Annotated in this window: 23 protein-coding genes and 3 tRNA genes; 11 read left to right on the top strand and 15 right to left on the bottom strand. The window is 68.6% G+C overall.

The window, feature by feature from the left end; genetic code table 11:
• Positions 1-77 precede the first annotated feature (77 nt).
• The 6 genes from LVY72_RS10865 to LVY72_RS10840 all read left to right on the top strand — a co-directional run bounded on the left by LVY72_RS10865 (position 78) and on the right by LVY72_RS10840 (position 6,723).
• A complete protein-coding gene (locus tag LVY72_RS10865; protein WP_237820673.1) occupies positions 78-797 on the top strand; it encodes an NUDIX hydrolase in 720 nt (239 codons plus the stop codon).
• Positions 798-863: 66 nt separating this feature from the next.
• Complete coding sequence (gene nadA / locus LVY72_RS10860; protein WP_237820671.1) at positions 864-2,186, top strand: quinolinate synthase NadA; 1,323 nt, start codon at positions 864-866, stop codon at positions 2,184-2,186.
• On the top strand, positions 2,183-3,760 hold the full coding sequence (gene nadB, locus LVY72_RS10855) for an L-aspartate oxidase (protein WP_237820669.1): 1,578 nt from the start codon (positions 2,183-2,185) through the stop codon (positions 3,758-3,760). Before nadA ends, nadB begins: the two co-directional genes overlap by 4 nt.
• Positions 3,757-4,635 (top strand): carboxylating nicotinate-nucleotide diphosphorylase, encoded by an 879-nt coding sequence (gene nadC / locus LVY72_RS10850; protein WP_237820667.1) that lies wholly within the window; start codon positions 3,757-3,759, stop codon positions 4,633-4,635. The genes nadB and nadC overlap by 4 nt, the downstream gene beginning before the upstream one ends.
• A 14-nt stretch (positions 4,636-4,649) precedes the next feature.
• Positions 4,650-5,792: a cysteine desulfurase family protein gene (locus tag LVY72_RS10845; protein ID WP_237820665.1), complete on the top strand. Its 1,143-nt coding sequence runs from the start codon at positions 4,650-4,652 to the stop codon at positions 5,790-5,792.
• 124 nt (positions 5,793-5,916) lie between these two features.
• Positions 5,917-6,723 carry a transglutaminase-like domain-containing protein gene (locus tag LVY72_RS10840; protein WP_237820663.1) on the top strand — a complete coding sequence of 269 codons (807 nt, stop codon included), beginning with the start codon at positions 5,917-5,919 and terminating at the stop codon, positions 6,721-6,723.
• Positions 6,724-6,850: 127 nt separating this feature from the next.
• Here the strand turns inward: LVY72_RS10840 and LVY72_RS10835 are convergent, their stop codons facing one another.
• The 6 genes from LVY72_RS10835 to LVY72_RS10810 all read right to left on the bottom strand — a co-directional run bounded on the left by LVY72_RS10835 (position 6,851) and on the right by LVY72_RS10810 (position 16,377).
• Entirely contained in the window at positions 6,851-7,315 is a 465-nt protein-coding gene (locus LVY72_RS10835; RefSeq protein ID WP_237820661.1) for a MarR family winged helix-turn-helix transcriptional regulator, read from the bottom strand.
• The gene (locus LVY72_RS10830; protein ID WP_237820659.1) at positions 7,308-8,417 is read right to left on the bottom strand and encodes an LLM class flavin-dependent oxidoreductase; all 1,110 of its coding nucleotides are present in this window, start codon (positions 8,415-8,417) and stop codon (positions 7,308-7,310) included. Before LVY72_RS10830 ends, LVY72_RS10835 begins: the two co-directional genes overlap by 8 nt.
• 85 nt (positions 8,418-8,502) lie before the next feature.
• Positions 8,503-9,633, bottom strand: a complete 1,131-nt coding sequence (locus LVY72_RS10825) for an FUSC family protein (protein WP_237820658.1) — start codon at positions 9,631-9,633, stop codon at positions 8,503-8,505.
• Positions 9,634-9,696: 63 nt separating this feature from the next.
• On the bottom strand, positions 9,697-12,864 hold the full coding sequence (locus LVY72_RS10820; RefSeq protein WP_237820656.1) for an efflux RND transporter permease subunit: 3,168 nt from the start codon (positions 12,862-12,864) through the stop codon (positions 9,697-9,699).
• 202 nt (positions 12,865-13,066) lie between these two features.
• Positions 13,067-14,563: a malate:quinone oxidoreductase gene (locus LVY72_RS10815; RefSeq protein ID WP_269092391.1), complete on the bottom strand. Its 1,497-nt coding sequence runs from the start codon at positions 14,561-14,563 to the stop codon at positions 13,067-13,069.
• A gap of 137 nt (positions 14,564-14,700) precedes the next feature.
• Entirely contained in the window at positions 14,701-16,377 is a 1,677-nt protein-coding gene (locus tag LVY72_RS10810) for an ABC transporter substrate-binding protein (protein WP_237820654.1), read from the bottom strand.
• Positions 16,378-16,698: 321 nt separating this feature from the next.
• Between LVY72_RS10810 and LVY72_RS10805 the strand changes: the two genes are divergently transcribed.
• Entirely contained in the window at positions 16,699-16,953 is a 255-nt protein-coding gene (locus LVY72_RS10805) for a hypothetical protein (RefSeq protein ID WP_237820652.1), read from the top strand.
• Between the two features lie 65 nt (positions 16,954-17,018).
• Here the strand turns inward: LVY72_RS10805 and LVY72_RS10800 are convergent.
• Positions 17,019-17,103: transfer RNA gene (locus LVY72_RS10800), tRNA-Leu, on the bottom strand.
• A 101-nt stretch (positions 17,104-17,204) separates the two neighbouring features.
• On the opposite strand from LVY72_RS10800, the gene LVY72_RS10795 reads away from it, so the two are divergent.
• Entirely contained in the window at positions 17,205-17,969 is a 765-nt protein-coding gene (locus LVY72_RS10795) for a MerR family transcriptional regulator (RefSeq protein WP_237820650.1), read from the top strand.
• A gap of 8 nt (positions 17,970-17,977) precedes the next feature.
• Here LVY72_RS10795 and bcp read toward each other — a convergent pair whose 3' ends face one another.
• Entirely contained in the window at positions 17,978-18,451 is a 474-nt protein-coding gene (bcp, locus tag LVY72_RS10790; RefSeq protein ID WP_237820648.1) for a thioredoxin-dependent thiol peroxidase, read from the bottom strand.
• A 108-nt stretch (positions 18,452-18,559) separates the two neighbouring features.
• Between bcp and LVY72_RS10785 the strand changes: the two genes are divergently transcribed.
• Complete coding sequence (locus LVY72_RS10785; RefSeq protein ID WP_237820646.1) at positions 18,560-19,021, top strand: MarR family winged helix-turn-helix transcriptional regulator; 462 nt, start codon at positions 18,560-18,562, stop codon at positions 19,019-19,021.
• Positions 19,022-19,037: 16 nt separating this feature from the next.
• On the opposite strand, the gene LVY72_RS10780 is transcribed toward LVY72_RS10785, so the two are convergent.
• The 6 genes from LVY72_RS10780 to LVY72_RS10755 form a co-directional block, all read right to left on the bottom strand.
• Positions 19,038-20,396, bottom strand: a complete 1,359-nt coding sequence (locus tag LVY72_RS10780; protein ID WP_237820644.1) for an IS4 family transposase — start codon at positions 20,394-20,396, stop codon at positions 19,038-19,040.
• A 192-nt stretch (positions 20,397-20,588) separates the two neighbouring features.
• Positions 20,589-20,741, bottom strand: a complete 153-nt coding sequence (locus LVY72_RS10775; protein WP_308190756.1) for a catalase — start codon at positions 20,739-20,741, stop codon at positions 20,589-20,591.
• A gap of 134 nt (positions 20,742-20,875) precedes the next feature.
• Positions 20,876-20,948: transfer RNA gene (locus tag LVY72_RS10770), tRNA-Lys, on the bottom strand.
• Positions 20,949-21,068: 120 nt separating this feature from the next.
• Positions 21,069-21,144 (bottom strand) — tRNA-Lys (locus LVY72_RS10765).
• A gap of 180 nt (positions 21,145-21,324) precedes the next feature.
• Positions 21,325-22,440, bottom strand: a complete 1,116-nt coding sequence (locus tag LVY72_RS10760; RefSeq protein WP_237820642.1) for a PQQ-dependent sugar dehydrogenase — start codon at positions 22,438-22,440, stop codon at positions 21,325-21,327.
• Positions 22,437-23,027, bottom strand: coding sequence for a hypothetical protein (locus LVY72_RS10755; RefSeq protein ID WP_237820640.1), 591 nt, complete (start codon positions 23,025-23,027; stop codon positions 22,437-22,439). The genes LVY72_RS10760 and LVY72_RS10755 overlap by 4 nt, the downstream gene beginning before the upstream one ends.
• A 211-nt stretch (positions 23,028-23,238) precedes the next feature.
• On the opposite strand from LVY72_RS10755, the gene LVY72_RS10750 reads away from it, so the two are divergent.
• Positions 23,239-24,183: a 2-hydroxyacid dehydrogenase gene (locus LVY72_RS10750; RefSeq protein ID WP_237820638.1), complete on the top strand. Its 945-nt coding sequence runs from the start codon at positions 23,239-23,241 to the stop codon at positions 24,181-24,183.
• A gap of 17 nt (positions 24,184-24,200) precedes the next feature.
• Here LVY72_RS10750 and LVY72_RS10745 read toward each other — a convergent pair whose 3' ends face one another.
• Positions 24,201-24,632 carry a hypothetical protein gene (locus LVY72_RS10745; RefSeq protein WP_237820636.1) on the bottom strand — a complete coding sequence of 144 codons (432 nt, stop codon included), beginning with the start codon at positions 24,630-24,632 and terminating at the stop codon, positions 24,201-24,203.
• Between the two features lie 176 nt (positions 24,633-24,808).
• On the opposite strand from LVY72_RS10745, the gene ilvD reads away from it, so the two are divergent.
• Complete coding sequence (gene ilvD, locus LVY72_RS10740; RefSeq protein WP_237820634.1) at positions 24,809-26,512, top strand: dihydroxy-acid dehydratase; 1,704 nt, start codon at positions 24,809-24,811, stop codon at positions 26,510-26,512.
• Positions 26,513-26,659 lie beyond the last annotated feature (147 nt).

The raw sequence follows: 26,659 nt of genomic DNA, 5'->3' as shown, positions 1-26,659 counted from the left end.
TTGTGTCAGTGTGACCATAACCCTGTAGAATGTGTTTTGGTCTATTTGACCATAACTAGTACCGCAGGGAGGTGGCCATGGGAATCGGATCCGCCAACGTCTCGGAGCGTGCGCAGCAGCCGCCGGAACTGGCCATTTCCACGGTCATCTTCGCACTGCGGACCGACGCCGGCCACGGCCGCCCCACCCTCTGGCTGCCGTTGGTACGCCGGACCCGCCAGCCCTTCCGGGACCTCTGGGCGCTGCCGGGCGGACCGTTGAGCGCCGCCGAATCTCTGCAGGATGCCGCCGCGCGCAGCCTGCAGGAAACCACCGGCCTGCAGCCGAGCTACCTGGAGCAGCTCTACGCCTTCGGCGGCCTGGACCGTTCGCCGGTCCAGCGGATGGTGTCGATTGTCTACTGGGCGCTGGTCCGGCCCGATGAGGCCGCCCTGGCCCGGGAGACCGAAAACGTGGGCTGGTTCCGGGCCGACTGCCTGGACCGGCTGGCCTTCGACCACAACCTGATCGTGGACTACGCCCTGTGGCGGCTGCGGAACAAGGTCGAATACGGCTCCATCGCCTACGACTTCCTGGGACCCAAGTTCACCCTGGCCCAGGTCCGCGAGGTCTACGAGGCCGTGCTGGGCAGGAAGCTGGATCCGGCGAATTTCCGCCGCCAGCTGCGCTCCACGCCGGACATCGAGGAAACGGACGAATACGTCCAAGGCGGCCGGCACCGGCCGCCGCGGCTCTACCGCTATACCGGCGCCGCCGCGCAGCGGAACAACGGACCGCTCAGCCAGACCGTCGAGTAACCGGACAAACGGCTACCAGGGCGGCAGGCAGCAACCAGCAGGTAAGGCACAACAACGGAGAACACCATGGCATCAGTCAGCACCACCATCGACCTCATCACCCGCGAGGAGGCTCTGGCCCGCCCGGCGGCCGGCGGCACCTGCAGCCAGGACCTGGCCAAGGGCCCGTGGGCGTTCGATGCCCCCGCCGGCGCCGCTGCCTGGACGCCGTCCTACGGTCCCGGCGCCTCGATGGCGGACATTGCCCCGGCCACCACCCCGCAGCAGGGGCAGATCCCGGAGGAATACCGGCTGGCCTCGGACGAGGAACTGGATGCGCGCATCCGCGCGGCCAAGGAAAAGCTGGGCTCGAAGCTGGTGATCCTGGGCCACTTCTACCAGCGCGACGAGGTGGTCAAGTATGCGGACTTCGTGGGCGATTCCTTCCAGCTTGCCCGCGCCGCCAAGGAGAAGCCGGAGGCGGAGATCATCGTCTTCTGCGGCGTGCACTTCATGGCCGAGACCGCGGACATGCTCTCCGGTCCGGACCAGGCGGTGATCCTGCCGAACCTGGCAGCCGGCTGCTCCATGGCGGACATGGCCGACGCGGATTCGGTCCAGGCCTGCTGGGACCAGCTTGCCGAGGTCTTCGGCACCGAGCCCGACGCCGACGGCAGGATCCCGGTCATGCCGGTCACCTACATGAACTGCTCGGCCGCGCTGAAGGCCTTCGTCGGGGAGAACGGCGGCATCGTCTGCACCTCCTCCAACGCCGCCACCGTGCTGGAGTGGGCGTTCGAGCGTGCCCAGCGCGTGCTGTTCTTCCCGGACCAGCACCTGGGCCGCAACACCGCTAAGGCCATGGGCGTGCCGCTGGAGCAGATGCCGATGTGGAACCCGCGCCAGGCCCTCGGCGGCAACGACGAGCAGACCCTGCTGGATTCCCGCGTGATCCTCTGGCACGGCTTCTGCTCGGTGCATAAGCGCTTCACCGTGGAGCAGATCGACAAGGCCCGTGCCGACTACCCGGGCGTGCGGGTGATCGTGCACCCCGAGTGCCCGATGCCCGTGGTCGACGCCGCGGACGAGGCCGGCTCCACCGACTACATCCGCAAGGCCATCGCCGCCGCCCAGGAACCGGCCGTCTTCGCCGTCGGCACCGAGATCAACATGGTCAACCGCCTGGCGGCCGAGTTCCCGCAGCACACCATCTTCTGCCTGGACCCGGTGGTCTGCCCGTGCTCGACCATGTACCGGATCCACCCGGGCTACCTGGCCTGGGTACTGGAGGCCTACGCCGGGACGGACGCCCTGCCGGGCGGGGAGATCCTGAACCGGATCACCGTGCCCGAATCCGTGGCCGTCCCCGCACGGGTGGCCCTCGAGCGGATGCTGGCAGCCCGGCCGTGAGCACCGCACCCAGGCCGCTGCGCGTCGTCGTCGTCGGCTCCGGCATTGCCGGGCTCTACACCGCGGCGCTGGCGGCCCGGCGCCCGGACACCGCGGTCACCCTGGTGACCAAGGGGGCGCTGGAGGAGAGCAACACCTGGCACGCCCAGGGCGGGATCACCGCCGTTACGGCGCAGGGCCGCGCGGCCGGGGACTCGGTCGACGCCCACGTGGCCGACACCCTGCGCGCCGGTGCGGGGATGAACGACGACGCGGCGGTGCGGCTGCTGTGCGCCGCCGCCGGGGAGGAGATCGCCACCCTGGACGCCTGGGGCGTTCCCTTCGACCGCACCGCGGACGGCTACGCGCTGGGACTGGAAGGGGCGCACTCGGCGGCCCGGATCCTGCATATCGGCGGGGACCGGACCGGCACGGGCCTCGCCCTGTCGCTGATCCGGCAGGTCAGGGACCTGGCCGACGCCGGGCACCTCGAACTGCGCCAGCACACCGCGGTCCGCAGCCTGCTGCGCAGCGGCGGCCGGGTGCGCGGAGCGGTCCTGCAGGCAGCCGGCGGCGGAACCACAGGGGCGGAAGAAATCCGTGCCGACGTCGTCATGCTGGCCACCGGGGGCGCCGGCCAGCTCTTCGAGGCCACCACCAACCCGGCCGGTGCCACCGGCGACGGCGCGGCGCTGGCCTGGGCCGCCGGTGCGGTGCTGACCGACCTGGAATTCATCCAGTTCCACCCCACGCTGCTGGATCCTGCGGCCACCGGCGGGCGGTCCTTCATGGTCTCGGAGGCCGTCCGCGGCGAGGGCGCCGTGCTGGTGGATGCCGCCGGCCGGCGCTTCATGCCCGGCTGCCATCCGGATGCCGAGCTGGCCCCGCGGGACGTGGTGTCCCGGGCCATCTACAGCCGTCAGCGCGAACTCGCGCAGCAGGGCCTGGAACCGGCCGTCTACCTCGATGCCACCGCGGTCGCAGCCGCCCGCGGGCAGGACTTCCTCGCCCGCCGGTTCCCGATGATCGACGCCACCGTCCGGGCACTGGGCTTCGACTGGACCCGCGAACCGCTGCCGGTGGTGCCCGCGGCGCACTACTGGATGGGCGGGGTGCGCACGGACCTGCAGGCCAGGACCTCGGTGCCCGGGCTGTTTGCCGTCGGCGAGGTGGCCTGCACCGGCGTGCACGGGGCGAACCGGCTGGCCTCCAACTCCCTGCTCGAAGGCCTGGTCTTCGCCCGCCGGGCCGTCGAAGCCCTGGACCAGTACCGCACCGCTCCGTCCTTCGACGCGCTCCCGCTGGCTTTCGACGCCGGCGGTACCGTCTGCAGCCAGGCCGAGATCCGGGCCCTGATGAGCGCCTCCGCCGGGGTGGCCCGGGACGGCGCCGGGCTCGAGCTGGCGGCCAAGCAGCTGGCCGAATGGACCGTAGCGGAGGACGGCTGCGCCGGCCTGCTGACCGTGGCGCGGCTGGTGGTGGCCGCCGCGGCGGCCCGGCGGAACTCGGTGGGCGCGCACTACCGCACGGACTTCGAACAGGCCCCCGCGGGCCGGCAACGCCTCAGCTTCATCAACGAACAGGAACAGCCATGACCTTTATCCTGCCCGCAGACCAGCCGACCGTGGAACGGATCGTCGCCGCCGCGCTCGCCGAAGACGCGCCATGGGGCGATATCACCTCGACCGTGCTGATTCCGGCCGGCGCCACGGCGACGGCGGAGCTCACCGCCCGCGAGCCGGGGGTCTTTGCCGGGGCCGAGGTGCTGCGCACGGTGTTCCGCCAGGTCGATGCCGCCGTGGACGTCTCGGTCAAGGCCGCGGAGGGGGAACGCTTCGAGGCCGGTCAGGTGCTGGCCGTGATCAGCGGCGGCGCGCGGGCCATCCTGCTGGGCGAGCGCGTGGCGCTGAACCTGCTGCAGCGGATGTGCGGCATCGCCACGCAGACCGCGGCCTTCGTCCGGGAAACGGCCGGCACCAAGGCGCGGATCGCGGACACCCGCAAGACGACGCCGGGGCTGCGGGCGCTGGAGCGCTTCGCCGTGCGCTGCGGCGGCGGCCACAACCACCGGTACTCGCTCTCCGACGCCGTCATGGCCAAGGACAACCACCTGGCGGTCCTCACCCGCGGCGGCACGCGGGACCTGACCGAGGCGCTGGCCGAGGCCAGGGCGGCGCTGCCGCATACCATGCACTTCGAGGTCGAGGTGGACTCGCCGGAGCAGATCGAGCCGGTGCTGGCTGCCGGCGTGGACACCATCATGCTGGACAACTTCACGCTCGAGCAGCTGCGGGACGGCGTCGGGCAGGTGGCCGGCCGGGCTATCGTCGAAGCCAGCGGCAACGTGCGGCTGGATACGGTGGCCCGGATCGCCGGCACCGGAGTGGACGTGATCTCCTCCGGGGCACTGACGCACAGCGTGCGGTCCCTGGACCTGGGCCTGGACATCCACCTCGGCGCGGACGCCTGAGCGGAAGGCAGCAGATGATCTACCTGGATTCCGCCGCCACCGCCCCGGTGCGCCGTGAAGTGCTCGAGGCGATGTGGCCGGCCCTCACCCAGGACTTCGGCAATCCCTCGAGCCACCACACCGTGGGGGAGGCCGCGGCCCGGGCACTGGAGTATGCCCGCGGCAAGGCGGCCGCAGTGCTCGGCTGCCGGCCCGGGGAAATCATCTTCACCTCCGGCGGCACCGAAGCCAACAACCTGGCCATCAAGGGTATCGCCCTGGCCCGCCCGCGGGGCAGGCACCTGGTGGTCAGCGCCGTCGAACACCCCTCGGTCCTGGAGGCCGCCGACTACCTGGAGCGCTTCCACGGCTTCCGCACCACCCGCATCCCGGTGGACGACGAAGGCACCGTGGACCTGGACGCGCTGGCGGCGGCGCTGACCCCGGAGACCACACTGTGCTCGGTGATGTACGCCAACAACGAGGTGGGCACCGTCCAGCCGGTGGCACAGATCGGCCGGCTCTGCCGGGCCGCCGGCGTGCCGTTCCACGTCGACGCCGTGCAGGCCGCCGGCTGGCTGCCGCTGGACATCGCCGGACTCGGCGCGGATTCCCTGAGCATCTCGGGCCACAAGCTCGGCGCCCCGAAGGGCAGCGGGCTGCTCTATGCCGCCGGCCGGCTTCCGCTGGAGCCGCTGGTGCACGGCGGCGGGCAGGAACGCGGCCGGCGCTCGGGCACCGAAAACGTGGCCGGCGCCGTCGGCACCGCCACCGCGCTGGCGCTGGCCGAGGCCGAGCGGGCCGAAGCCGCGGCCCGGGTGGGACGCTACCGTGACTTCCTGGTGGACCAGGTGCTGGGCGCGCTGCCGGAGGCCGTGCTCACCGGGCACCCGCACGAGCGGCTGCCCGGCAGCGCTTCGTTCTGCTTCCCGGGCACCTCCGGCGAGGCGGTGCTGCTGGAGCTGGAGCGCCGCGGAATTGTCTGTTCCTCGGGTTCGGCCTGCCATGCCGGATCGGACGAACCCTCGGCGGTGCTGCTGGCGATGGGCATCGACCGCGCCGTCGCGCAGACGGCGGTCCGCCTGACCCTCTCCGCCGCAGTCAAGGAGTCCGAGGTGGCCATGGCCGCCCGCGCTGTCGTCGCCGCCGTCCGGCAGGTGCAGGCGCTCGCCCGCTGAACCCGGCCAGCCTGCGGCCTCGGGCCGGCGGTGCCGCGCGCTTGGCCAAACCGGTCCGGTGTGTGCGCATAATTGGGGCGGCCCTTCCCGGTGCCATCCGGAGCAACCTTGAACAGGAGCGTGCATGCGACGAGCCGTGTCGGCCCGTATTTCCGCCAGGACCACCGCCAACACCTCGATGGTCTTCGCCGTCGCCGCGGCCCGGAACCCCGGCTTCGACGGTTTCGAGGAAAAGTTGACGGTACTGGTGGACTCGGAACCGGTCCAGGTGCGGGAGGCCGAGGACGCGCACGGAGGACGTCTGCATCTGCTCCGGGTTGCCCAACCCGCCACCGTGGAACTGGAGTATTCGGCCACCGTGACCGGCCGGGCAACCCCGGCCGCGGCCGACGAGGTGGACCTCATCCGGTACGTCCGGCCCAGCAGGTACTGCGAATCGGACCGGCTGCTGCCCACGTCCTACGCCGAATTCGGCAGCTTGCAGGGGGCCGGACTCCTGACCGCAGTCCGTGCCTGGGTGGCCCAGGAGCTCCGCTACGTCAGCGGTTCCTCGCGCCCCACGGACGGCGCGGTGCAGACCCTGTTGGCCCGCCGCGGCGTCTGCCGCGACTACGCGCACCTGGTGGTGTCACTGCTGCGGGCCAAGGACGTTCCGGCCCGGGTGGCCGCGGTCTACGCACCGGAACTGGTCCCGATGGACTTCCACGCCGTCGCCGAGGCCTACGTGGATGGCGCCTGGCACGTGGTAGACGCCACCGGGCTGGCGTCCCGCCACGGGTTGTTGCGGATTGCCACCGGCCGCGACGCTTCCGACACCGCCTTTCTCTCCACCGTCGGCGGCAGCCTGACCCTGACGGAACTCAAGGTCACCGCGGAGATCGACGAGCCCGTCCCCGACGCGGATCCCACAGCCCTCATCCAGCTCGGCTGACAACCCACCACCCCTTCCCCGAGAACCTGGGCCCTTCCAAGACAACTTGGGCGGGATAGATGCTGTTATCAGGCTCGATAACAGCATCTATCCCGCCCAAGTTGCTATGGGGCTGGGTGCCGGGGCCTCAGTCTGCGCGCTTGAGGCCGTTCCGCAGTTTTTCCGTCAGCAGTTGAAGCTGGCCGAACTCCTCGGCGGAGAGCGCCGGCGCAATCATCTCGTGCAGATGGCGCACATGCTCCCGGCCAATGATCCGCTGCAGCTCGCGCCCTTCCTCGGTCAGCGAGATCTCGATGCCGCGCTGGTCCTGTTCGGCGGTGCGCCGTTGGAGCAGGCCCTTGGCCACCAGCCGCTCGACCATCCGGCTCAGGCTTGGCTGGCTGATCAGCAGGGCCTCGTTCAGCTCATTGAGCCGGGTCCAGCCGGTGGGGCAGCGGCTGATGTTGAAGAGCACGTCGTATTCGCGCATGGACAGCTTCTTGAATTCCGGCAGTCCCTGCATGCGGCGCATGACCGCCACCTGGGTGCGGAACAGCGACTCCCAGGCCTGCGCGGTAGTGCGCACATCAGGCAAGTGTTCCTGGTCAGGCATTGGCGCCCGCCTGCTCGGTGGCGTCCTTGGCCTCCAAGGCGGCTTTGCGGCTGGTGTGGGTGGGCGTGTCGGGCACCCCGGCGGGCCTGCGGGCGGCAAACTCCCTCTTCAGCACGGGCAGGACTTCCTCGCCGAACAGGTCCAGCTGCTCCAGCACCGTCTTCAGCGGCAGGCCCGCATGGTCGATCAGGAACAGCTGGCGCTGGTAGTCGCCGAAGGAGTCCGCGAAACTGAGCGTCCTTTCGATCACCTGCTGCGGGCTGCCCACCGTCAGCGGCGTCTGTGCGGTGAAATCCTCCAGCGAGGGGCCGTGGCCGTAGACGGGGGCGTTGTCGAAGTACGGACGGAATTCGTTCACGGCGTCCTGGGAGTTGCGGCGCATGAAGAACTGGCCGCCCAGGCCCACGATCGCCTGCTCGGCGGTGCCGTGGCCGTAGTGGGCGTAGCGCTCGCGGTACAGCCCGATCAGGCGCATGTAGTGCTCCTTGGGCCAGAAGATGTTGTTGGCAAAGAAGCCGTCGCCGTAGTACGCGGCCAGCTCGGCGATCTGGGGCGTGCGGATCGAGCCGTGCCAGACGAACGGGGCGACGCCGTCGAGCGGGCGCGGCGTGGCGGTGAAGTTCTGCAGCGGGGTGCGGAACTTGCCCTGCCAGTTGACTACGTCCTCGTCCCAGAGCTTGCGCAGCAGGGCGTAGTTCTCCACCGTCAGCTCCAGCGAATCCTGGATGTTCTTGCCGAACCAGGGGTAGACCGGCCCGGTATTGCCCCGGCCCAGCACCAGGTCCACCCGGCCGTCAGCCAGTTGCTGCAGCATGGCGAAGTCCTCGGCGATCTTTACCGGATCGTTGGTGGTGATCAGGGTGGTCGCGGTGGAGAGCGTAATGCGCTCGGTCTGGGCGGCAATGTAGCCCAGCAGTGTGGTGGGGGAGCTGGAGAAGAACGGCGGATTGTGGTGCTCGCCGATGGCGAAGACGTCCATGCCGATCTCTTCGACCTTGTGCGCGATGGCGACCATCGCCTTGATCCGTTCGCGCTCGGTCGGCATGCGGCCGGTAGTGGGGTCCTGGGTGATGTCGCTGACGCTGAATACGCCGATTTCCATAGCGGGTCCTCTCAAGTTCGGCCGGTGGGCCGCAGCCAGTTTACATGCAATTGCATCTACTGACCTAACGGCGCGGACCTGCCATTCATTCCCTGGCTGTATTGCCGGCCCGGGGGCCGTCCGCGAGCCCTGCCAGGATCCGGCCCAGGCTCACCGCGAGGGAGCCGACGGCGGCGGGCGGATTCTCCTCGGAGGCCAGCCGGCCCAGTTCCTGCAGCAGGTCCCGGTGCCTGTCCGCAGCTTCCTGCCGCAGCCGTTCAGCGTCGTCCTCGTCCAGGTTCCGGACGGCCGAGGCGACGGCGCCCATGGCCGCCGCGAGCGGATCAACCAGGTTCGGAGGAATCTGCAGGTGCTCCTCCCAGATGACGACGGAGAGCACATCGGTCATGTCCCGGACGTGGAAGACCGCGTGCTCAAGCAGCCGCAGCCGCCGGAAGTCCTCGTCCAGGTCCCGTGGATGCAGGCGCCGGCGTGGATTTGCCTTGCGGCTTAGGGCCGCCTGCTGGACCGCCTGCCGTACCTGCGAGGCCAGCAGGGCGAGGTCATCGCTGCGTTCGGACCAATCCCGGTGTTCGGGCGGCCATGGTTCGACCAGTGCTTCGGTCATCTGGTCAAGTTGATCGGCCAGGTCATGGCGCAGCCGCTCCAGTTGGTTGACCGCGGCGTTGAAGTGCAGCGGCGGGAAGACCACGAAGTTCACCAGGATGCCCACGGCCGCTCCCAGCGCGGTCTGCACCAGATAGCCGGCAGAGTAGTCTTCGGCGTCCGGGCCGCCGACCAGCAGGACGAACAAAGCAGCGGTGGGAACCCAGTCCTTGCCGCTGCCCAGGCGCGGAATGCCCGCCAGCAGGACGCCCAGACAGACCATGATCGCTATCGACAAGGCGCTGGGTGCGGACCAGAGCATCATCAGCCAGGCCAATCCGACGCCGAGCAGCAGGCCGGCGAGCGTCTGGAGCGTCGTCTGCACGGATCCGGCCACGGTGGGGTAGAGGCTGAGCAAGGCCCCCACCGGGGCGTAGTAGGGGTATTCGTGGGCAGCGCCCGGAATGGCGTGGGCAGCGCTCCAGGCCAGCCCTGCAGCCAGCGCCGCCTTGACCGCCAGATGGAGGCGGGGCCAGCGCAGTACGGCACGCAGGCGCTGCAGGCCCGGCCGCGGGCGCACCGGTCCCTCGCGGCTGGAATCGGAACGGCGGCCGGTCCTGATGGTACCCATGCTGCGATTCTTCAGACCGGCGCCCCGGGACGTCAACGCCCGCCGGCGCAGCCTCCGGAGGTGTTAGACCTGGGCACCGACCTCTTCGGGCAGCACCTTCGGCGCCGCAGCCTTCGCCGCGCGGCGCTCGTGCCGGCCCTCTACGAGCCGGTAGAGCACAGGCACCAGAACCAGCGTCAGCGCGGTCGAGGAGACCAGCCCGCCGATGACGACGACGGCCAGCGGCTGGGAAATGAACCCGCCTTCGCCGGTGAGCCCCAGCGCCATCGGCGTGAGCGCGAAGACGGTGGCCAGCGCGGTCATCAGGATCGGCCGCAGGCGCTGGCGGGCACCGTGCCGGATCGCGTCCGCCACGCTCATTCCGGGCTGGCCGGCGGTGCCGCGCCGATACTGATTGATCAAGTCGATGAGCACGATGGCATTAGTCACCACAATGCCCACCAGCATCAGCATGCCGATGAGCGAGGGCAGTCCGAGCGGGATCTGGGTGAGGACCAGCAGGGCAATGGCGCCGGTGGCCGCGAACGGCACCGAGACCAACAGGATCAGCGGCTGGACCAGGCTCTTGAAGGTGGCCACCATGATCACGTACACGATCGCAATCGCCGCCAGCAGCGCCAGGCCCAGCTGCTGGAAGGACTCGGCCTGCTGCGTCGCCGCTCCGCCGAGCGCAGCGGTGACTCCTGCCGGCAGCGTCACAGCGTCCAGCCGGGCCTGCACCGCGGCGCTGAGCGCACCGAGGTTGTCCCCGTCCGGGGTGACGGAGACGACGGCGGTCCGCTCGCCGCCGGTGGTGGTGATCGAGGTGGGGATACGTTCCTGGGTGACGGTGGCCAGATCCGTCAGCGGGAGGCGCCCGGCCGACGTCGTCAGCCGGACATCCCGCAGCTCGGCGATGCTGGTGAACCGTCGCCCTTGACCGATCTGCACCGGATAGTCGGTGGTGCCGATCCGTACGGTCCCGCCCGGCAACGGGCTGATCGTCGAGGCCAGCAGCCCGGACACTTCCTGTTCGCTCAGACCTGCGGCCACCGCCTTGGCCCGGTCGATCCTGACCTGGACCACCGGTTCCTCGGCGGAGAGGTTGCTGGAGACCTCTGCTGCGCCCTGGACCTGGGCCAATTCCTTGACCAGGGCGTCTGAGGCGCCCTTCAGATCCTGCGGGTCCGCCGCCGAGAGGGTGACGTCCACCGTGCTGGAGGTGCCGAAGCCGCCGCCTTGGGTACCCAGGGTGATGGTCCCGGCGCCGGGCAGCTTCTGCACGGCGGTGCGGACGGATTCGCGCAGCGCCTCCTGGTCCGTACCTTCCTCGGTGATGACCGTGAACTGGGCAACGTTGGAGCCGGCGGAGAGGAACCCGCCCAGCCCGGCGGTGGAATTGCCCAGCGTCACCTGGACATCTTCGATCCAATCGGTGGCATCAAGCAGGTTCTCCACCTTCTGCGCCGCCGCGTCGGTAACGTCGAGGCTGCTGCCCGGAGGCATTTCCTGGCGGAGGCTGAAGCTGTTCTGGCCGGAGTCGCCCAGCAGGTTCGTCTGCATCAGCGGCACCATCGCCGCCGTGCCGGCCAGCACCAGTACCGCCGCCACCAGGGTCAGCACCGGGTGGCGCTGGGTGCCGGCCAGCACCGGCAGGTAGCCGCGCTGCAACGCGGAACGGTGCTCCTTGGCGGTCGCCGCGGCACGGACCTGCTCCGGGTCCAGTTGCTGGTCCGGGGACTTGACGAACCAGTAGGCCAGCACCGGCACGATGGTCAGGGACACCGCAAGCGAGGCCAGCAGGGCCAGCCCGGTCGTGACGGCGAAGGGCCGGAAGAGTTCACCGGCCAGGTTCCCGACGAACGCGATCGGCGCGAACACGGCCACCGTGGTCAACGTGGAGGCGGTAATCGCTCCGGCCACTTCGCGCACCGCGGTAAGAATGGCGGTGCGCTTGGCCTCGCCATAGCCCAGATGGCGCTTGATGTTCTCCACGACCACGATCGAGTCATCCACCACGCGGCCGATCGCGATGGTCAGTGCGCTCAACGTCAGGATGTTCAGCGAATAGTCCAGCGCGGACAGGGCGATGAACGTCACCAGCAGCGACAGCGGGATCGAGATGGCCGTGATCAGCGTGGACCTGACCGAAAGCAGGAAGACCAGGATGACCAGCACCGCGAAGCCCAGCCCCAGCAGGCCCTCGGTGGTCAGGTCCTTGATCGATTTTTCAATGAACGGGGCCTGGTCGAACACCGTGGTGATCCTGGCTCCATGGCCCAGTTCGGCCTCGAGCTCGGGCACCAGGGTGGTGATCGCCTGGGAAATGCCGACGGTGTCCCCGTCCGGGGTCTTGGTGACGGCCAGTGCCAGGGTTTCGGCGCCGTTGGTCCGGGTGATCGAGGTGCGTTCGTCGTCGGCGACCTTGACGCTGGCCACCTCGCCGATGGTCGGCGGGTCCGACGCCACAGCGGCGGCAGGGGACTGCGGCGCCGCCGCCGTGCCCGTGCCGGCCGCGGCCAGCGGCAGGCTGCGGATCGCCTTGAGGCTGTCCAGTGGACTGCCGATCTGCACCGAGAGGGACTTGCCGTCCTGCTCGACGGCGCCGGCGGGGACCAGGCCGCCGCTGTTCTTGAGGCTGTCGGCGATGGACCCCGCGGTGAGGCCGCGCTCGCGCAGCTTCGCCGCGTCCGGCAGGATCGCAATGTGCCGGGCGGAGCCGCCGCTCACCTCGGCCCCGCGCACGCCGTCGACCTTCTGCAGCCGGGGTACGGTTAGCCGCTGCAGCTCGGTGTTCAGCTCGCTCAGTGGCAGGTCCGAGGACACGGCCATGAAGACCACGGGGAAGTCGCTGATGCTGCCGGCCAGGGACTGCGGCGACACGTCGTCGGGCAGCAACTGGCGGGCATTGGAGATAGCCCGGTCCACCTGGCTGCGGGCGCGGTCCAGGTTGGTGCCGTAGGCGAAGGTCAGGTTCACCGTGGACATGCCGGTGCGCGACGTCGCGGTGGAGGAGTCCAGGCCCTCCACCGCATTCAGTGCGCGTTCGAGCGGTTCGCTGACCTGCTTGTCCACGACCTCCGGGGAGGCCCCGGGCATCGAGGTCACCACCGTGACCCGCGGGAATTCGAGCGAGGGGATGAGTTCCTGTTTCAGCGAGCCCATCGTGATCACCCCGAACACCGCCACAAAGACCGTGATCAGGGCGATCAGCGCCCGGTTGGCGAGGGACAGGGTGGCCAGCTTATGCATGGGTCTAAGCCTAACCGCCGAGGGACCCGCTCCGAGCGCAGCGAGTAAGAGCGCGGCCAAGGGTCCCCGCGCGCGGAGCGCGTGGAGGCGGCCGCGTTCGGGGAGGCGGTTAGGCGCTGACTGCTGGACGCCGAAGGCCCCGCCGCGGACAGAGCCAGCGTCGGGGCCTTCGACAAGGCCTTCGAGGGGACGGCGCCGGGTGTCAGCCCAACTGCAGGACGCGGTTGGTGTCCGCGGTGATCTCGGCCAGCAGGGACGGGTTGTCGTTCAACTTCGCACCATAGCCCGGGATCATTTCCTTCAGCTTCGGCTCCCAGTTCTTGAACTCGGTCGGGAAGCAGCGCTCAAGCACCTGGATCATGATCGGTGCGGCGGTGGAGGCGCCCGGGGAGGCCCCCAGCAGGCCGGAGATGCTGCCGTCGGCGGAGGTGATGACCTCGGTGCCGAACTGCAGCACGCCGCCCTTCTTGGCGTCCTTCTTGATGACCTGGACGCGTTGACCCGCGGTGATCAGCTCCCACTGCTCGCCCACGGCCTCCGGGAAGAACTCGCGCAGGGCCTCGTTCTTGCCCTCGCGGGTCTTCAGGACCTCGCTGACCAGGTACTTGACCAGGCCCAGGTTGTCCTTGCCGACGGCGAGCATCGGCACCAGGTTGGACGGACGGACCGACAGCGGCAGGTCCAGGAAAGAGCCGGTCTTGAGGAACTTGGGGGAGAAGCCGCCGTAGGGGCCGAACAGCAGCGAGCGCTTGCCATTGACGAAGCGGGTGTCCAAGTGCGGCACGGACATCGGCGGGGCGCCGACCGCTGCCTGGCCATAGACCTTCGCCGAGTGCCGGGCGATCACGGACTCATCGGTGCAGCGCAGGAATTGGCCGGAGACCGGGAAGCCGCCAAAGCCCTTGGCTTCGGGGATGCCGGAGCGCTGCAGCAGGTGCAGCGCCCCGCCGCCGGCTCCGACGAAGACGAAACGCGCGCGGACCGATTTCTGCGTTCCGGTGGCCTGGTCTTTGACCTTCAGCTCCCAGCGGCCGTCAGCACCGCGGGCGACGTCGGTGACCCGGTGCCCGTAGTTGATCGAGGCTCCGTTGCCGGCCAGGTACGCGGCCAGCTTGCGGCTGAGTGCACCGAAGTCCACGTCGGTGCCGCCGGCCACGCGGGAAGCGGCGACCCGCTGGGTGGAGTCGCGTCCGGCCATCACCAGCGGGGCCCATTCGGCCAGCTGGGCCGGGTCCTCGGTGAACTGGATCTGCTCGAAGACCGGCTGGGCCTTGAAGGCTTCGAAGCGGCGCTTCAGGTAATCGGCGTGGGCGTCGCCCCAGACGAAGCTCATGTGCGGGATCGGGTTGATGAATTCCTTGGGGGACCCGATGTGTCCGTTGGTGACCATGTGGGACCAGAACTGGCGGGAAACGTGGAACTGTTCGTTGATGCCCACGGCCTTGCCCGTGGCGACGGACCCGTCCGGGCCGGCGGGCGAGTAGTTCAGCTCGCACAGCGCCGCGTGGCCGGTGCCGGCATTGTTCCACGGATCCGAGCTTTCCAGGCCGGCCTGGTCCAGGTTCTCGAAGAGGCTGATGCTCCACTCGGGCTGCAGCTGCTTGATGAAGGATCCGAGCGTGGTGCTCATGATTCCTCCACCGATCAGGGCAACGTCGATGTTCGAGGTAGATGTTCCCGAGGGGGTATTTGCAGTCAACTTCAATCTCCCGTAGCAGCTTCGCCAGCGTTTCGAGGTTACTCCTCGACGCGGCAGGACCGAAATTTGCCGCCCTCATTGTGACCCGGTACACAGCCCGCCCGGGACGGGCCGTGGTAGCGTTCGGCTCCTGTCCGTCAGCCGGTCTGCAGCCGGACAAGGTTGAAGACCTCGTCCAGCATCGAGTTGGCGGGGTAGGACGCCACCTGCGGCCCCATTGCCAGCGCGGAGATCGGGAAGGCCAGCGGCAGCGCGGGCAGCCGCCTGGCCAGCAGATCGTTGATGTCCAGGTAGGCCTGGGTGCGCTCGGGGCCGTTTGGCAAGGCCCTGGCTTGGGCAATCCGGTTGAAGACCACGGCGCTGTTGAAGCCGAACTCGGCGCTGGGGGCGCCGAATAGCGTGCCCACGAAGTTGTCCGGATCCCGGTAGCTGCCGCTCAGGCCGGACAGGTGCAGCGCATGCTTGGCAGTGCTCTGCACCCGTTCCAGGTAGCCCTCGTCCCAGGCCAGCGGCATCGGCTTGATGTTCAGTCCGACGGCGGTCAGTTGCCGGCTGAGCACGGCGTACACTTTTTCCGGCGTAGGCAGGTAGGCGCGGGTGACGTTGAGCGGATAGTGGAAGGTCAGCGGCTCGCCGTCGTAGCCGGCCGCCTTCAGCAAGGCCCGGGATTGTTCCGGATCGTACTCGTAATAGGTGATTTCCTCGTTGTTGACCCCGAGGCTGGGCGGAATGAACTGCCGGGCCTCGTTGGTGCCCTTGAGGAAGAACCCGTCGATCAGGGCCCGCCGGTCGACGGCGTGGGCAATGGCCTGGCGCATCCGGATGTCGGCCAGCGGCCCGGAGGCCTGGTTCATGCCCAGATAGAGCACGGAGAAGGGATCCCGTTGCAACACCTGCATGCCGTTGCGCGCCAGGTCGGCGTAGGTTCCGGGGGTGACCAGGTCGTAGCCGTCGAGCTCGCCGGCCAGCAGTTCCCTGGTCCTGGTCGCCGGATGCGGCAGTGCGCTGAAGGTCACTCTGGAAACCTGGCTGGCCGCACCCCAGTATCCGCCGAAGGCCGAGAGCACCACCGTGCCGTCCTTCCAGCTGGCCAGCTTGAACGGGCCGGTACCCACCGGATGCTGTGCATAGTCCGAGAGCTTGACGCCGCCGCGTTCCTGGCTTGGTTCATCCGCTTTGCCCTTGTCCAAGGCCGTGGGCGAGGAGATCGCGAAGGCAGGGGAGGACAAGGCGGCGACCAGCCCGGTGAAGGGACGGCTCAGGTCCAGCTGGACCTCCAGCGGCCCGAGGACTTTGCAGCCCACGTACATCGATTCCGCCGGACTGTCCGCGTAGGCTCCAAAGACCGCCTCGAACGGCAGTCGGCCCTCGGCCGGCCGGATTTTCCGGGGCAGCTTGTACCAGCGTTGGAAATTCGCCCGCACGGCCTCGGCGTCGAACGCGGTGCCGTCGTGGAAGGTGATGCCAGGGCGGAGCGTGAACCGGTATGAGCGTCCGTTGTTTAGCTCCTCCCATTTGGTGGCCAGGGCTGGAGCCGGCACGCCCGTGTTCGGGTCCACGCCGATGAGCGTCTCCAGGATCTGGCGGGTTATCCGGAAGGATTCGGTGTCCGCCACCAAAGCCGGATCCAGGCCGGCAGGGTTGGCCGCCGTCCCCATCGTGAAGCTCAGCTTGGCCGGTGCCGACGACGACGGGGTGGCCGGCGTTCCGGAGGAGGCAGACGATGACGGGGCAGAGGTACAACCGGTCAGCAGGACCGCCGCGGCCGCGGCACCGGCCTTAAGGACCGTGCGGCGCGCGGGGTTGGTGCTCAAGTGTGGTCTCCTCGGGCCGGCAACTTGGATTCAAACAAGTGTATCCGCCGAGGGACCCGCCGCGAGCGCAGCGAGTGGGCGGGAGGCGGATGCACGGTATCCGCCGAGGGACCCGCCGCGAGCGCAGCGAGCTAAGTGAGCAGCAGGGGTCCCCGCGCGCGGAGCGTGTGGGGAGGCTGTGAACGGGGAGGCGGGTGCACGGTATCGGGCGGCCCGCGGGCGGTGCAGCCCGACGCTGCACCATGGAGCCATGAACGGACCGGCACCACTGCTGCCCACAACTGGTCCGGATACGGGAAAATGCGGGAGAATGGAGGTGTGATGACAGCGTCCCATGGAAACCACGTCCCGGAAGGCTTCGGGTTCCGTACCGGCGTGCGCAGCGAGGCTGTAGCGGTCGGATTTGCCGTGTTCGTCTTCGTGCTGGGCACCCTCTTCGTGGCGCTCGGCATGGTCCTTGCCGTGGGTGACGGGCTGTGGGGCTGGATGGTTGCCCTGGCTGTGTTCGAACTGGCCTTTATTGGCGCTTTTGCCGCCATGTTGCATATGGCCCGCCAGCGGCACCGTTCCCGCTGACGCCGGCAGGGCGGTACCGGGTCCGTGGACCCAGTGCCCCGCGCCGGGCGGCGCCCGGGAGGTCGTGGTGCGCAAGGCGGGACTTGAACCCGCACGTCCGAAGACACTGGAACCTAAATCCAGCGCGTCTGCCAATTTCGCCACTCGCGCAGTAGCGTGCAGGGCCCGCGGGCCGGCACCTGACAATTGTACCCATAGTGGCAGCGGCGGGCGCTTGATCCTGCCGTGGCGTCAGGTTCTAGCATGGCGGCGTGGATGGAAATCGGAACGGGACGCGGCGCTGGAGCATCGGTGAACTGGCGCGGGCCACAGGCATCACGGTGCGTACTCTGCACCACTATGACGCGATCGGCCTGCTGGTGGCTGGCGAGCGTACCGCCGCCGGCCACCGCCGCTACACCGAAGCAGATGTGCGGCGGCTGTACCGGATCCGGAGCCTGCAGGCCCTCGGGCTGTCGCTGGCAGAGACTGCCGCCGTGCTGACTGCGCCGGTGGAGGGCCTGGACAGCCTCGAAGACCTGCTCGCCACCCAGCTGGAGCGCCTGGCGGCACATGCCGAACGCCTCCGCCAGCTGCAGGACCGGATCGAGCAGTTGCTCGGCCGGATCCGCAGCCGGACCGTGCCCGATGCCGGACAGTTCCTCTCAACCCTGGAGATGATTTCAATGTTTGACGGCTACTTCACTCCCGAACAGCGCAGCCAGCTCGCCGCCCGCGCCGCGGGCCTGGGCCCCGACGCCGTCGAGGCCGCCAAGGCGAGCTGGGCCGGCCTGGTCCAGGAACTGTTGCAGCATGTGCGGCAGCAGACGCCGGCCGCGGATCCCGGGGTACAGGAACTGGTGGCCCGTTGGGACGCACTGGCCACCCGGTTCAACGGCGGCGACGATGCCGTCAAGGCCACGGCGCAGCAGGTGTGGCAGGACCAGAGCGAGACGATCAGCCGGACGATGCCGTGGCCCGCGGACGAATTGCGGGCCCTGGTCGCCTACCTCCACGAGGCCCGCCAAGTGGTCTGACGCTCCGGTTATGTGTCCAGGCCAAGGTCCCGCCGCAGCTTGGCCACATGGCCGGTGGCGCGGACGTTGTACTGGGCCAAGGCGAGCTTGCCGTCCGGATCGACCACAAATGTCGAGCGGATCAGGCCCTCGTAGGTCTTGCCGTAGTTCTTCTTCTCGCCCCAGGCGCCGTAGGCTTCCGCCACGGCATGGTCGGCGTCCGAGAGCAGCGGAAAGTTCAAGGACTCCTTCTCTGCGAACTTCACCAGCTTCGGCAGCGGGTCGGGGGAGATTCCGACGACGTCGTAGCCGGCGCCTTGCAGCGAGGCAATGTTGTCCCGGAAATCGCAGGCTTCCTTGGTGCAGCCCGGCGTGGAGGCCGCCGGGTAGAAGTACACCACCACCTTGCGGCCGCGGAAGTCTCCCAGCGAGACTTCCCGGCCCTCGGAATCGGGCAGGGTGAAATCCGGTGCGGCGTCGCCCCCGGACAGTCGTTCGGCCATGGGTTTGCTCCTGAGTCGTGTTGGAAGGTCGTCGTATCGGAAGTCCCCCCAGCTTAGCCAAGCCAGGCAGCGGGGACCTTTCCGCGCCGGGCAGACTATAATTGCAGCGTGCCCGATTTGAACAATTGGCCAACGCCGCGTCTGCTTTCCACAGCCGCGCGCCTGGTGGAACATGCGTGGAATGAGAAACTTGCTGATCTGGGGCTCACCCATGCCGGTGTTATCGCACTGGAGGTGCTCGAGGCGGACGGTCCGATGGCACAGACGGTGTTGGCTGCCCGTGCCCGGGTCCAGGCCCAAACCATGGGCAAAACGCTGTCGAGACTAGAGGCCCACGGGCACATTCTCCGTGCCCGGAGCCAGACGGACCGCCGGGCGCACCGGGTGTCGATTTCGGATCTGGGCCGCACGGCACTCGCCCGTGCGCGCGAGATTGAGCGCACGCTGGCCGGGGATACCGAGCAGACCACCGAAGAACTCAAAGAACTGCTGCGCGGGATCATCCGGCGGCAGGGGAGCAGCCGCTGGAGCTTGGCCGGCCCGTCGCCCGTCTGGCCCGGCCAGGACTAACCCCAATGCCGTTCGGTTAGCCGTCGGGGATTGTTGTCAAGATTTTCGTGGTGAGTGTCGCGGGGTAGGTGCGCCGGTCAGCGTCGGGGCTTTTGGCCCGGTACTTCGAGATCGCCCGCTTGATCACGCGGGGCCTGGTTCGTGTGCGCCGGGCGGGCATCAGGTCGTGCAGAAGCGCCGCCCCGATCCGTCCGACCAGGTCTACTGTGGTGCCGGTGATGATTCCTGCGGCCTGGACGATCTGGTCGCGGGCGGTGTGGAGCGCGACGGTGAACGAGAGCCGGTCAGGATCGGTCCCGGGCCTGGCCAGGACCGCATCGCTCATTGCGGTACGCAGTACCTGATAGCAGGCCAGCAGCGCCCATACTTCCTGGGTGACGGCGGCCGGATGCCTGCCGCGGAGGACCCGGCCGCCCAGGATCGTGGATTTCAACTCGCAGTAGGAGGTCTCGATCTCCCAGCGCTCGTGGTACAGCCTCACGAGTTCCTGCGCGGGAGCCTCCCCGGGATCCAGGATGGTGGTGATCAGCCGGTAGTCACCGGTGCGGGTTCCGGCCTCGGTGGTGACGGTGATGGCCGCGTCGATCACCCGCACCGTGGTGCCTGCAGCGGCCGAGAGATACGAGCCGTCAGGAAGCCGTTTGAGGGCGGGGAGTTTCATCGCTCCCGTGCCGTGCTTGCCGCGGATCAGGAAATCCGCTTCTGAATTGGTCACGTCGCGGAAGAACCGGTAGGTGGCGAAGTTCCGGTCCCCCAACAGCAGCATTCCCGCGCGCAGAGAGGAAACGAGTTGGCGGGCGTAGGTGAGCTCGCCGATGGTATCGGCGCCGAACACGGCCTCGATGATCGACCGGGTGCCGCACGTGACGATCGCGACCAGCCGGATGAACGGGTAGCCGGCTTCCCCGTTCGGGCCACCACGCGGCTTGGGGAACCTCGCCCGGTTCGCCGAGGTGTCGGCCGCGGGGATCTGGGTGCCGTCGATGGCGACCACGAGGCGGCCGGCACAGCGTGTCGCCTGGCCGGCGCCGGTGACGGCCGGGCCTTTGAGGAGAGCGAACAGCTCGCGCAGCGGGGCCGGGCCGACCCGGCGCATCGCTTCGGTGATCGCTGCCGGTGAGGGTCGCGTCAGCGGCCCGGTCAGTCCCGCGGTCAGACGCGACCAGACCTGCCGCCATCCCTGGCCGGTGAACAAGGCGCCGGCCAGGAGGAGGTACACGACCACCCGCGATGGAAGGAGTCGTACCCGCTGCTGCGTTCCTCTCCCGGCCGCGAGTGCCGCATCGACCATCTCGAACGGTACAACCCGGGTCAGCTCGCCCAGATGGCCCGGAGCGAATACGCCTGGAACGTGAGTGGTGGCAGAATGAGACATCGCAGCCCCTGTCGTGAAGCAGATCTGTCTTGGCGGACTGAACTACTTCTACAGGGGCTGCGCTCTCATTTTCAGGAACCGCGCCGGTTTGACATCAAGCCCGACACCCTAACCGAACGGCATTGGGACTAACCCGGCACCGCCGCGGACGCTGCACCCAAAGGGCCTTCGGGTCCTTTGGGTGCTTGGGCTTCAGCGCGTGGCTTCCACCCGCTCCGGGATCCGCGTGCGGTCCAATTGGCTGATCTTTTCCATGAACCGGTAGTTCTCCAGCGTGGCCGGACCGGGCGGGCCTTCGGTGCGCTGGTCCTGATTGTCGTGCACTTGGTGCCCCCGCCTATTCACGAGGATGGTCCGGACACTCCGCCGTAGCTACCACTTTGTTATCCACCCGGCTCCCGGTCAAGCGACCGCCCACAGGCATAAAAAAGAAAGCCGCCGGACCGGGCGCTAGGCCTGATCCGACGGCTTTCATGAAGTGCACCCCCCGGGACTCGAACCCGGAACCCATTGATTAAGAGTCAATTGCTCTGCCAGTTGAGCTAGAGGTGCAGTGTTGCGCCAACCCGTGGACAATCCGCCTGCGGCGGCCGTCCCCGGACACCTGCCCTTGCGGGCAAAAAGGTAACCGCCGTTGGCCAGTCATAGTGTCTGCCCGACGTCGGTTACCGGTGGTGCACCCCCCGGGACTCGAACCCGGAACCCATTGATTAAGAGTCAATTGCTCTGCCAGTTGAGCTAGAGGTGCAGCATTGCCGACGGGGTTTTCCGCATGGAATTTTCCTTGCGTTTTCCCTCGCAACGACATGAAACATTACACGAATCCGGAATGAAAGTGAAATCGGCCAGGGCGTGGGCCGTCCGGAGACGATGTCGGCCGGGAACCGGCACGCGGCGGCGCACCGGCCGCGGGCGCTGGCCCCGGATGCTACCCCGCCCGCAGGGACAGCATCCGGTCCCCGCTGGTGCCGTTCGTCAGGATCCACAGTGATCCGTCGGGTGCCTCTGTGACATCGCGAAGCCGGCCATACTCGTAGACCAGATAGTCACGCACGTCCCGGCTCTCGATGGCCCGGCCCAGCTTCACCCTCCAGAGCCGCTGCCCGCGCAGTGCCGCCAACCAAGCGGTGTCGTCAACGATGGCCAATCCGCTGGGGGAGGCCTCCGCCGTCGACGGCCAGACATAGACGGCGTCGATGAACCTCCGGTCGCCGGGAGCGCCGGTGACTACCGGCCACCCGTAGTTGCCTCCGGCCCTGATCCGGTTGAGTTCGTCGTCGCGGTCCGGTCCGAACTCGCTGGCCCATAGTTGGCCGCTCGAATCCCACGCCAGGCCTTGGACATTGCGATGCCCGTAGCTGTAGACAGGGCTGTTGCCGAAGGGATTGCCCGGGGCCGGAGTCCCGTCCCTGGTTACGCGGAGGATCTTCCCGGCCAGCGAGCTGCGGTCCTGCGCGGAGTTCGGCTGCATCGCGTCCCCGGTGCCGATGTACAGGTAGCCATCCGGGCCGAACTTCAGCCGTCCGCCGTTGTGCACGCGTGCCTTCGGAATGCCGGCGAGGACAACGCGCGCCTCGGAGAGCTTTTCGTCCTGCCAGCGGTAGCTGAGCACCCGGTTGTCCTGGGCGGCAGTCAGATAGACGTAGACCCGCCGGTCCTTGGCGAAGTCCGGGCTCAGCGCCAGCCCCAGCAGCCCGCCCTCGCCGGTCGGGTCGGGTTTCGGCTCGACCGGCACCGCAGCCACCGTCTTGCCGTCGGCGATGTGCTTGACCAGGCCCGAGTCGTTCTCCGAGACCAGCGCGCCGCCATCGGGCAGGACGGCGATCGACCACGGCGATTCCAACCCCGACGCCACCGTGGTGATGGACTGGGCGGTCGTGCCTGCGCTGGTAGCCCCGGTGCTTGCGGTGGTGGTCCCGGTGCTTGCGGTGGTGGTCCCGGTCTGGGTACCCGCCGGTGCGGTGCAAGCAGCCAGGACCAACGCCAGCACGGCCGCCGGAACAGGTCCCGCGGCAGAGCGGCGCTTCGGCCCCCCGCTGCTCATGGGCCTGCCGGTCTGCCTTCGCCGGAACCAGGTTCGGCCAAGCGCTCGCCGTCGTCACCGGCCCACTCGGAGGCATCGAACAGGATGTCCTGCGGCAGCGCGCCGGGTGCGGCCGGGGCGCCTGCGTCGTCCGGTTCTGCTGTGGGCGGGCTTCCTTCTGCCGGCCTGGCGTGCGTCTGCGTGGGTGCTACGTCCGGCCCGGCGGCAGTTGGGCGAATGGCGGCAGTTGGCTGGATCCGCCACGGTGACGGTTCGGAGCCCGGGTCGATCGGGGTTGCGTGCGGGGCCACCGCGACGTCCTCGATGTACTGGTCTTCCACCGGTGGTTCCGACGCCGCGGTGTCCGCTGCGCTCTGGGTCCAGCCATCGATTGGTTCCGGCTCCGCGGCCTCGGCGCCGTCTGTCCGTGCCGCGGCTTCCATCATGGTGGCGCCTGCCGGTCTTCCGCCGCTCGAGACCGAAGGCTGGGCCGGGCCCGCGGCCGTTCCGGTGTAACCGGTGCCGGCCATGTGGCCGGGGCGGTGAGACAGTCTCCAGATCAGCGCTGCCCCGGCGGCAATGATCAATGTCCAGATGAATGAGCCCATGGCGCTGCCTTCCCGGAGAAACTACCCCCGCCGTCTGAAGCGTAGGTTACGGCGATGGAGGTGGACTGTCTACAGGCAGCCGGTTCGGGACCCGCACGGCGGCGCAGCCGGCGCGCGTGGGTCCGGCAGATCAAGGATGGGCCGGTTCGGGTCCCCGCACGGCGGCGCAGCCGGCGCGCGTGGGTCCGGCACATCCGCTAGTCTTCACCACATGGCTCAGGCGATCACCACCATTACCTTCCCGGACCCTGCGCTGCTCGAAGCCGTGGCGCCGCTACCCCAAGGAATTACCGCCGGATTGTGGGACCTCCGCGGGGACCCGGAGGGCGTGCGCGCCCAGGATATCGACGCCGTCATCCTGCCCTACCTGCCGGGCAGCGGCTGGCAGGTGCTCGGTACCCTGCCCCGGCTCAAGCTGGTGCAGACCCAGACCACCGGTTACGACGGGATCGCCGAGCTGGTGGGTCCGGAGGTAGCCATCGCCAGCGCCGCCGGCGTCCACGCCGCGGCCACTGCCGAACTCGCCGTCGGCCTGGTCCTGGCCTCGCTGCGCGGCATCGACCAGATGGTCCGGGACCAGGCCAACGGCGTCTGGAACTCCGTGCGCCGCCGGTCGCTGGCGGACAGCCGCGTGCTGCTGGTCGGTGTCGGCGGCATCGGCCGGGAAATCGCCCGCCGGCTGGCGCCGTTCGAGATCGAACTCGTCCGGGTGGGGCACACCGCGCGGGATGACGCAGACGGTCATGTCCACGGCAGCCAGGAGCTGGAGGCGCTGGCCGCCCGGTGCGATGTGATGATCGTGGTCACCCCGCTCAACGATTCCACCCACCATCTGGTCAACAACCGGGTGCTTGAGGCCATGCCCGACGGCGCGCTGCTGGTGAACGTGGCGCGGGGCGGGGTGGTGGACTCTGCGGCGCTGACCGCCGAGGTGCTTGCCGGCCGGCTGAAGGCGGCGCTCGACGTCTTCGACCCCGAGCCGCTGCCGGACGGCCACCCGCTGTGGCAGAGCGAGGACGTCATCATTTCCCCGCATGTGGGAGGCAATACGACGGCGTTCTATCCGCGGGTCGTGAAGCTGCTGCGCAGCCAGTTGGGTCTTTTGGCGCAGGGGGAGCGGCCGGCTAATCTTGTCCAGACCGGATCGTTCGGCTGAGGCACGGATTATCCGCCTCAGGCCAGGCTGATCAGCGAGGCCATGAAATTGTGGAAGTCTTCGGCGTCGTCGGCCTGTTCGATGGTGCCGGCGGGCAGGATTCCTGCAGGCGCCACGCCGAAGCGGAAGATCCGTCCGGTGCTGTTGCCTACTTCGTAGTCGTAGTCCGCGGGGTGTTTCTCCGCCAGCCGGACGGCATGGGACAGATTGGTCATGTTGATGGTGACCGGTGTGCTGCCGGCGGACAGTTCGGCCACGTTGACCGGAGCAAGTATCAGTTCGTGGGGCTTCCACCGGTAGCCGAGCACATAGCCGCGCGGCCAGCGGCCGAGGGCGGTGCCCAGGCCCAGGCGGGCGCTGGCGAAGACCAGGTTGTAATCCCCGTGGTTGGGGATCTGGGCATCGAAGATGCCGCTGAGGGCTTCCTTGAGCTGTTCGCTGCCTGCCATGTCACAGGGCGGCCGCGGAAGCGGTGGGCGGGACTGCAGTATTCACTGCGCAATTATTTCGGCTACAAATACGAACTTCAATCCCGGCGCATTTGCCGCGCCGGACCGGTGCCGTCAGAGCCGGAAAACTGTAACATGGCCCGGCATGCCGCGGGGTGGTCATAGAATCAGGAGCTATGAGCCCCGACGCAACTCCTGATATCAAGCCGCGCAGCCGTGTTGTCACCGATGGCATCCACGCCGCGCCTGCCCGCGGAATGTTTCGAGCAGTGGGAATGGGCGACGACGATTTCGCCAAGCCGCAGATCGGTGTCGCCAGTTCCTGGAACGAAATCACCCCCTGCAACCTGTCCCTGAACCGGCTGGCCCAGGGCGCCAAGGAAGGCGTCTTCGCCGGCGGCGGCTTCCCGATGCAGTTCGGCACCATTTCCGTATCCGACGGCATTTCCATGGGCCACGAGGGCATGCACTTCTCGCTGGTGTCCCGCGAGGTCATCGCCGACTCCGTGGAAACCGTTATGCAGGCCGAGCGCCTGGACGGTTCCGTGCTGCTGGCCGGCTGTGACAAGTCCCTGCCCGGCATGCTGATGGCGGCCGCCCGCCTCAACCTCTCTTCGGTCTTCCTCTACGCCGGCTCGATCATGCCCGGCTTCGCCAAGCTCGAGGACGGCTCGGAGAAGGAAGTCACGCTCATCGATGCGTTCGAGGCCGTGGGTGCCTGCGCCGCCGGGAAGATGAGCCTCAAGGACCTCGATTCGATCGAACGGGCCATCTGTCCGGGCGAAGGCGCGTGTGGCGGTATGTACACCGCCAACACCATGGCTTGCATCGGCGAGGCCCTGGGCATGTCGCTGCCCGGCTCCGCCGCACCGCCCTCGGCCGACCGCCGCCGCGACATGTTCGCCCACAAGTCCGGCGAGGCCGTGGTGAACCTGCTGCGGAAGGGCATCCGTGCCCGCGACATCATGACCAAGCCGGCCTTCGAGAACGCCATCGCCGTCACCATGGCGTTCGGCGGTTCCACCAATGCCGTCCTCCACCTGCTGGCCATCGCCCGCGAGGCCGGGGTGGAGCTGACCCTGGACGACTTCAACCGCATCGGTGACAAGATCCCGCATCTGGGCGACTTGAAGCCATTCGGCCGCTACGTGATGTTCGACGTCGACAAGATCGGCGGCGTGCCGGTCATCATGAAGGCCCTGCTCGACGCCGGCCTGCTGCACGGGGACTGCCTGACCGTGACCGGCAAGACCGTGGCCGAGAACCTGGCCGCCATCAACCCGCCGGACCCGGACGGCAAGGTGCTGCGCGCCCTGGACAATCCGATCCACAAGACCGGCGGCATCACGATCCTGCACGGCTCTCTCGCGCCCGAAGGCGCCGTAGTCAAGAGCGCGGGCTTTGACGCCGATGTGTTCGAGGGCACCGCCCGTGTCTTCGAGCGCGAGCAGGGTGCCCTGGACGCCCTGGACAATGGCGAGATCAAGCCCGGTGACGTCGTCGTCATCCGCTACGAGGGCCCCAAGGGCGGTCCGGGCATGCGCGAGATGCTGGCCATTACCGGCGCCATCAAGGGCGCCGGCCTGGGCAAGGACGTGCTGCTGCTGACCGACGGCCGCTTCTCCGGCGGCACCACCGGGCTGTGCATCGGCCACGTGGCCCCCGAGGCTGTCGACGGCGGGCCGATTGCCTTCGTCAACGACGGCGACAGGATCCGCGTGGACATCGCCGCCCGCAGCTTCGACCTGCTGGTCGACCCGGCGGAGCTCGAGGCCCGCAAGGTCGACTGGAAGCCGCTGCCGGCCAAGTTCACCTCCGGGGTGCTGGCCAAATACGCCAAGCTGGTCAACTCCGCCTCCACCGGCGCCTACTGCGGATAGGGGCTTGCCCGACGGCGGACGCTGCGCGTCCGCCGTCGGGGCCCCTCGCTCCTATCCTTGATGATGCCTGCCCGGACGGCGCGGGGTAGGGCGCCGCGCCGTCCGGGTTCCCGGCATCAGCCTCTTGAGCCCTGCCGCCTCCGGCAG

Origin of the sequence: Arthrobacter hankyongi (genome assembly GCF_022012395.1) — a bacterium.
Lineage (GTDB): Bacteria > Actinomycetota > Actinomycetes > Actinomycetales > Micrococcaceae > Crystallibacter > Crystallibacter hankyongi.
The sequence above is the reverse complement of the archived record's forward strand: the minus strand, read 5'-3'. Positions and strand labels throughout refer to the sequence as shown.

What these genes read in the sequence shown, in the direction of transcription:
- LVY72_RS10825 (WP_237820658.1), bottom strand. Translation starts at nt 9,633, where the DNA reads ATGGGTACCATCAGGACCGGCCGCCGTTCCGATTCCAGCCGCGAGGGA.
- nadA (WP_237820671.1), top strand. Translation starts at nt 864, where the DNA reads ATGGCATCAGTCAGCACCACCATCGACCTCATCACCCGCGAGGAGGCT.
- LVY72_RS10830 (WP_237820659.1), bottom strand. Translation starts at nt 8,417, where the DNA reads ATGGAAATCGGCGTATTCAGCGTCAGCGACATCACCCAGGACCCCACT.
- LVY72_RS10820 (WP_237820656.1), bottom strand. Translation starts at nt 12,864, where the DNA reads ATGCATAAGCTGGCCACCCTGTCCCTCGCCAACCGGGCGCTGATCGCC.
- LVY72_RS10745 (WP_237820636.1), bottom strand. Translation starts at nt 24,632, where the DNA reads ATGGCAGGCAGCGAACAGCTCAAGGAAGCCCTCAGCGGCATCTTCGAT.
- ilvD (WP_237820634.1), top strand. Translation starts at nt 24,809, where the DNA reads ATGAGCCCCGACGCAACTCCTGATATCAAGCCGCGCAGCCGTGTTGTC.
- LVY72_RS10755 (WP_237820640.1), bottom strand. Translation starts at nt 23,027, where the DNA reads ATGGGCTCATTCATCTGGACATTGATCATTGCCGCCGGGGCAGCGCTG.
- LVY72_RS10845 (WP_237820665.1), top strand. Translation starts at nt 4,650, where the DNA reads ATGATCTACCTGGATTCCGCCGCCACCGCCCCGGTGCGCCGTGAAGTG.
- LVY72_RS10840 (WP_237820663.1), top strand. Translation starts at nt 5,917, where the DNA reads ATGCGACGAGCCGTGTCGGCCCGTATTTCCGCCAGGACCACCGCCAAC.
- LVY72_RS10865 (WP_237820673.1), top strand. Translation starts at nt 78, where the DNA reads ATGGGAATCGGATCCGCCAACGTCTCGGAGCGTGCGCAGCAGCCGCCG.
- LVY72_RS10805 (WP_237820652.1), top strand. Translation starts at nt 16,699, where the DNA reads ATGACAGCGTCCCATGGAAACCACGTCCCGGAAGGCTTCGGGTTCCGT.
- LVY72_RS10750 (WP_237820638.1), top strand. Translation starts at nt 23,239, where the DNA reads ATGGCTCAGGCGATCACCACCATTACCTTCCCGGACCCTGCGCTGCTC.
- bcp (WP_237820648.1), bottom strand. Translation starts at nt 18,451, where the DNA reads ATGGCCGAACGACTGTCCGGGGGCGACGCCGCACCGGATTTCACCCTG.
- LVY72_RS10760 (WP_237820642.1), bottom strand. Translation starts at nt 22,440, where the DNA reads ATGAGCAGCGGGGGGCCGAAGCGCCGCTCTGCCGCGGGACCTGTTCCG.
- LVY72_RS10835 (WP_237820661.1), bottom strand. Translation starts at nt 7,315, where the DNA reads ATGCCTGACCAGGAACACTTGCCTGATGTGCGCACTACCGCGCAGGCC.
- nadC (WP_237820667.1), top strand. Translation starts at nt 3,757, where the DNA reads ATGACCTTTATCCTGCCCGCAGACCAGCCGACCGTGGAACGGATCGTC.
- LVY72_RS10780 (WP_237820644.1), bottom strand. Translation starts at nt 20,396, where the DNA reads ATGTCTCATTCTGCCACCACTCACGTTCCAGGCGTATTCGCTCCGGGC.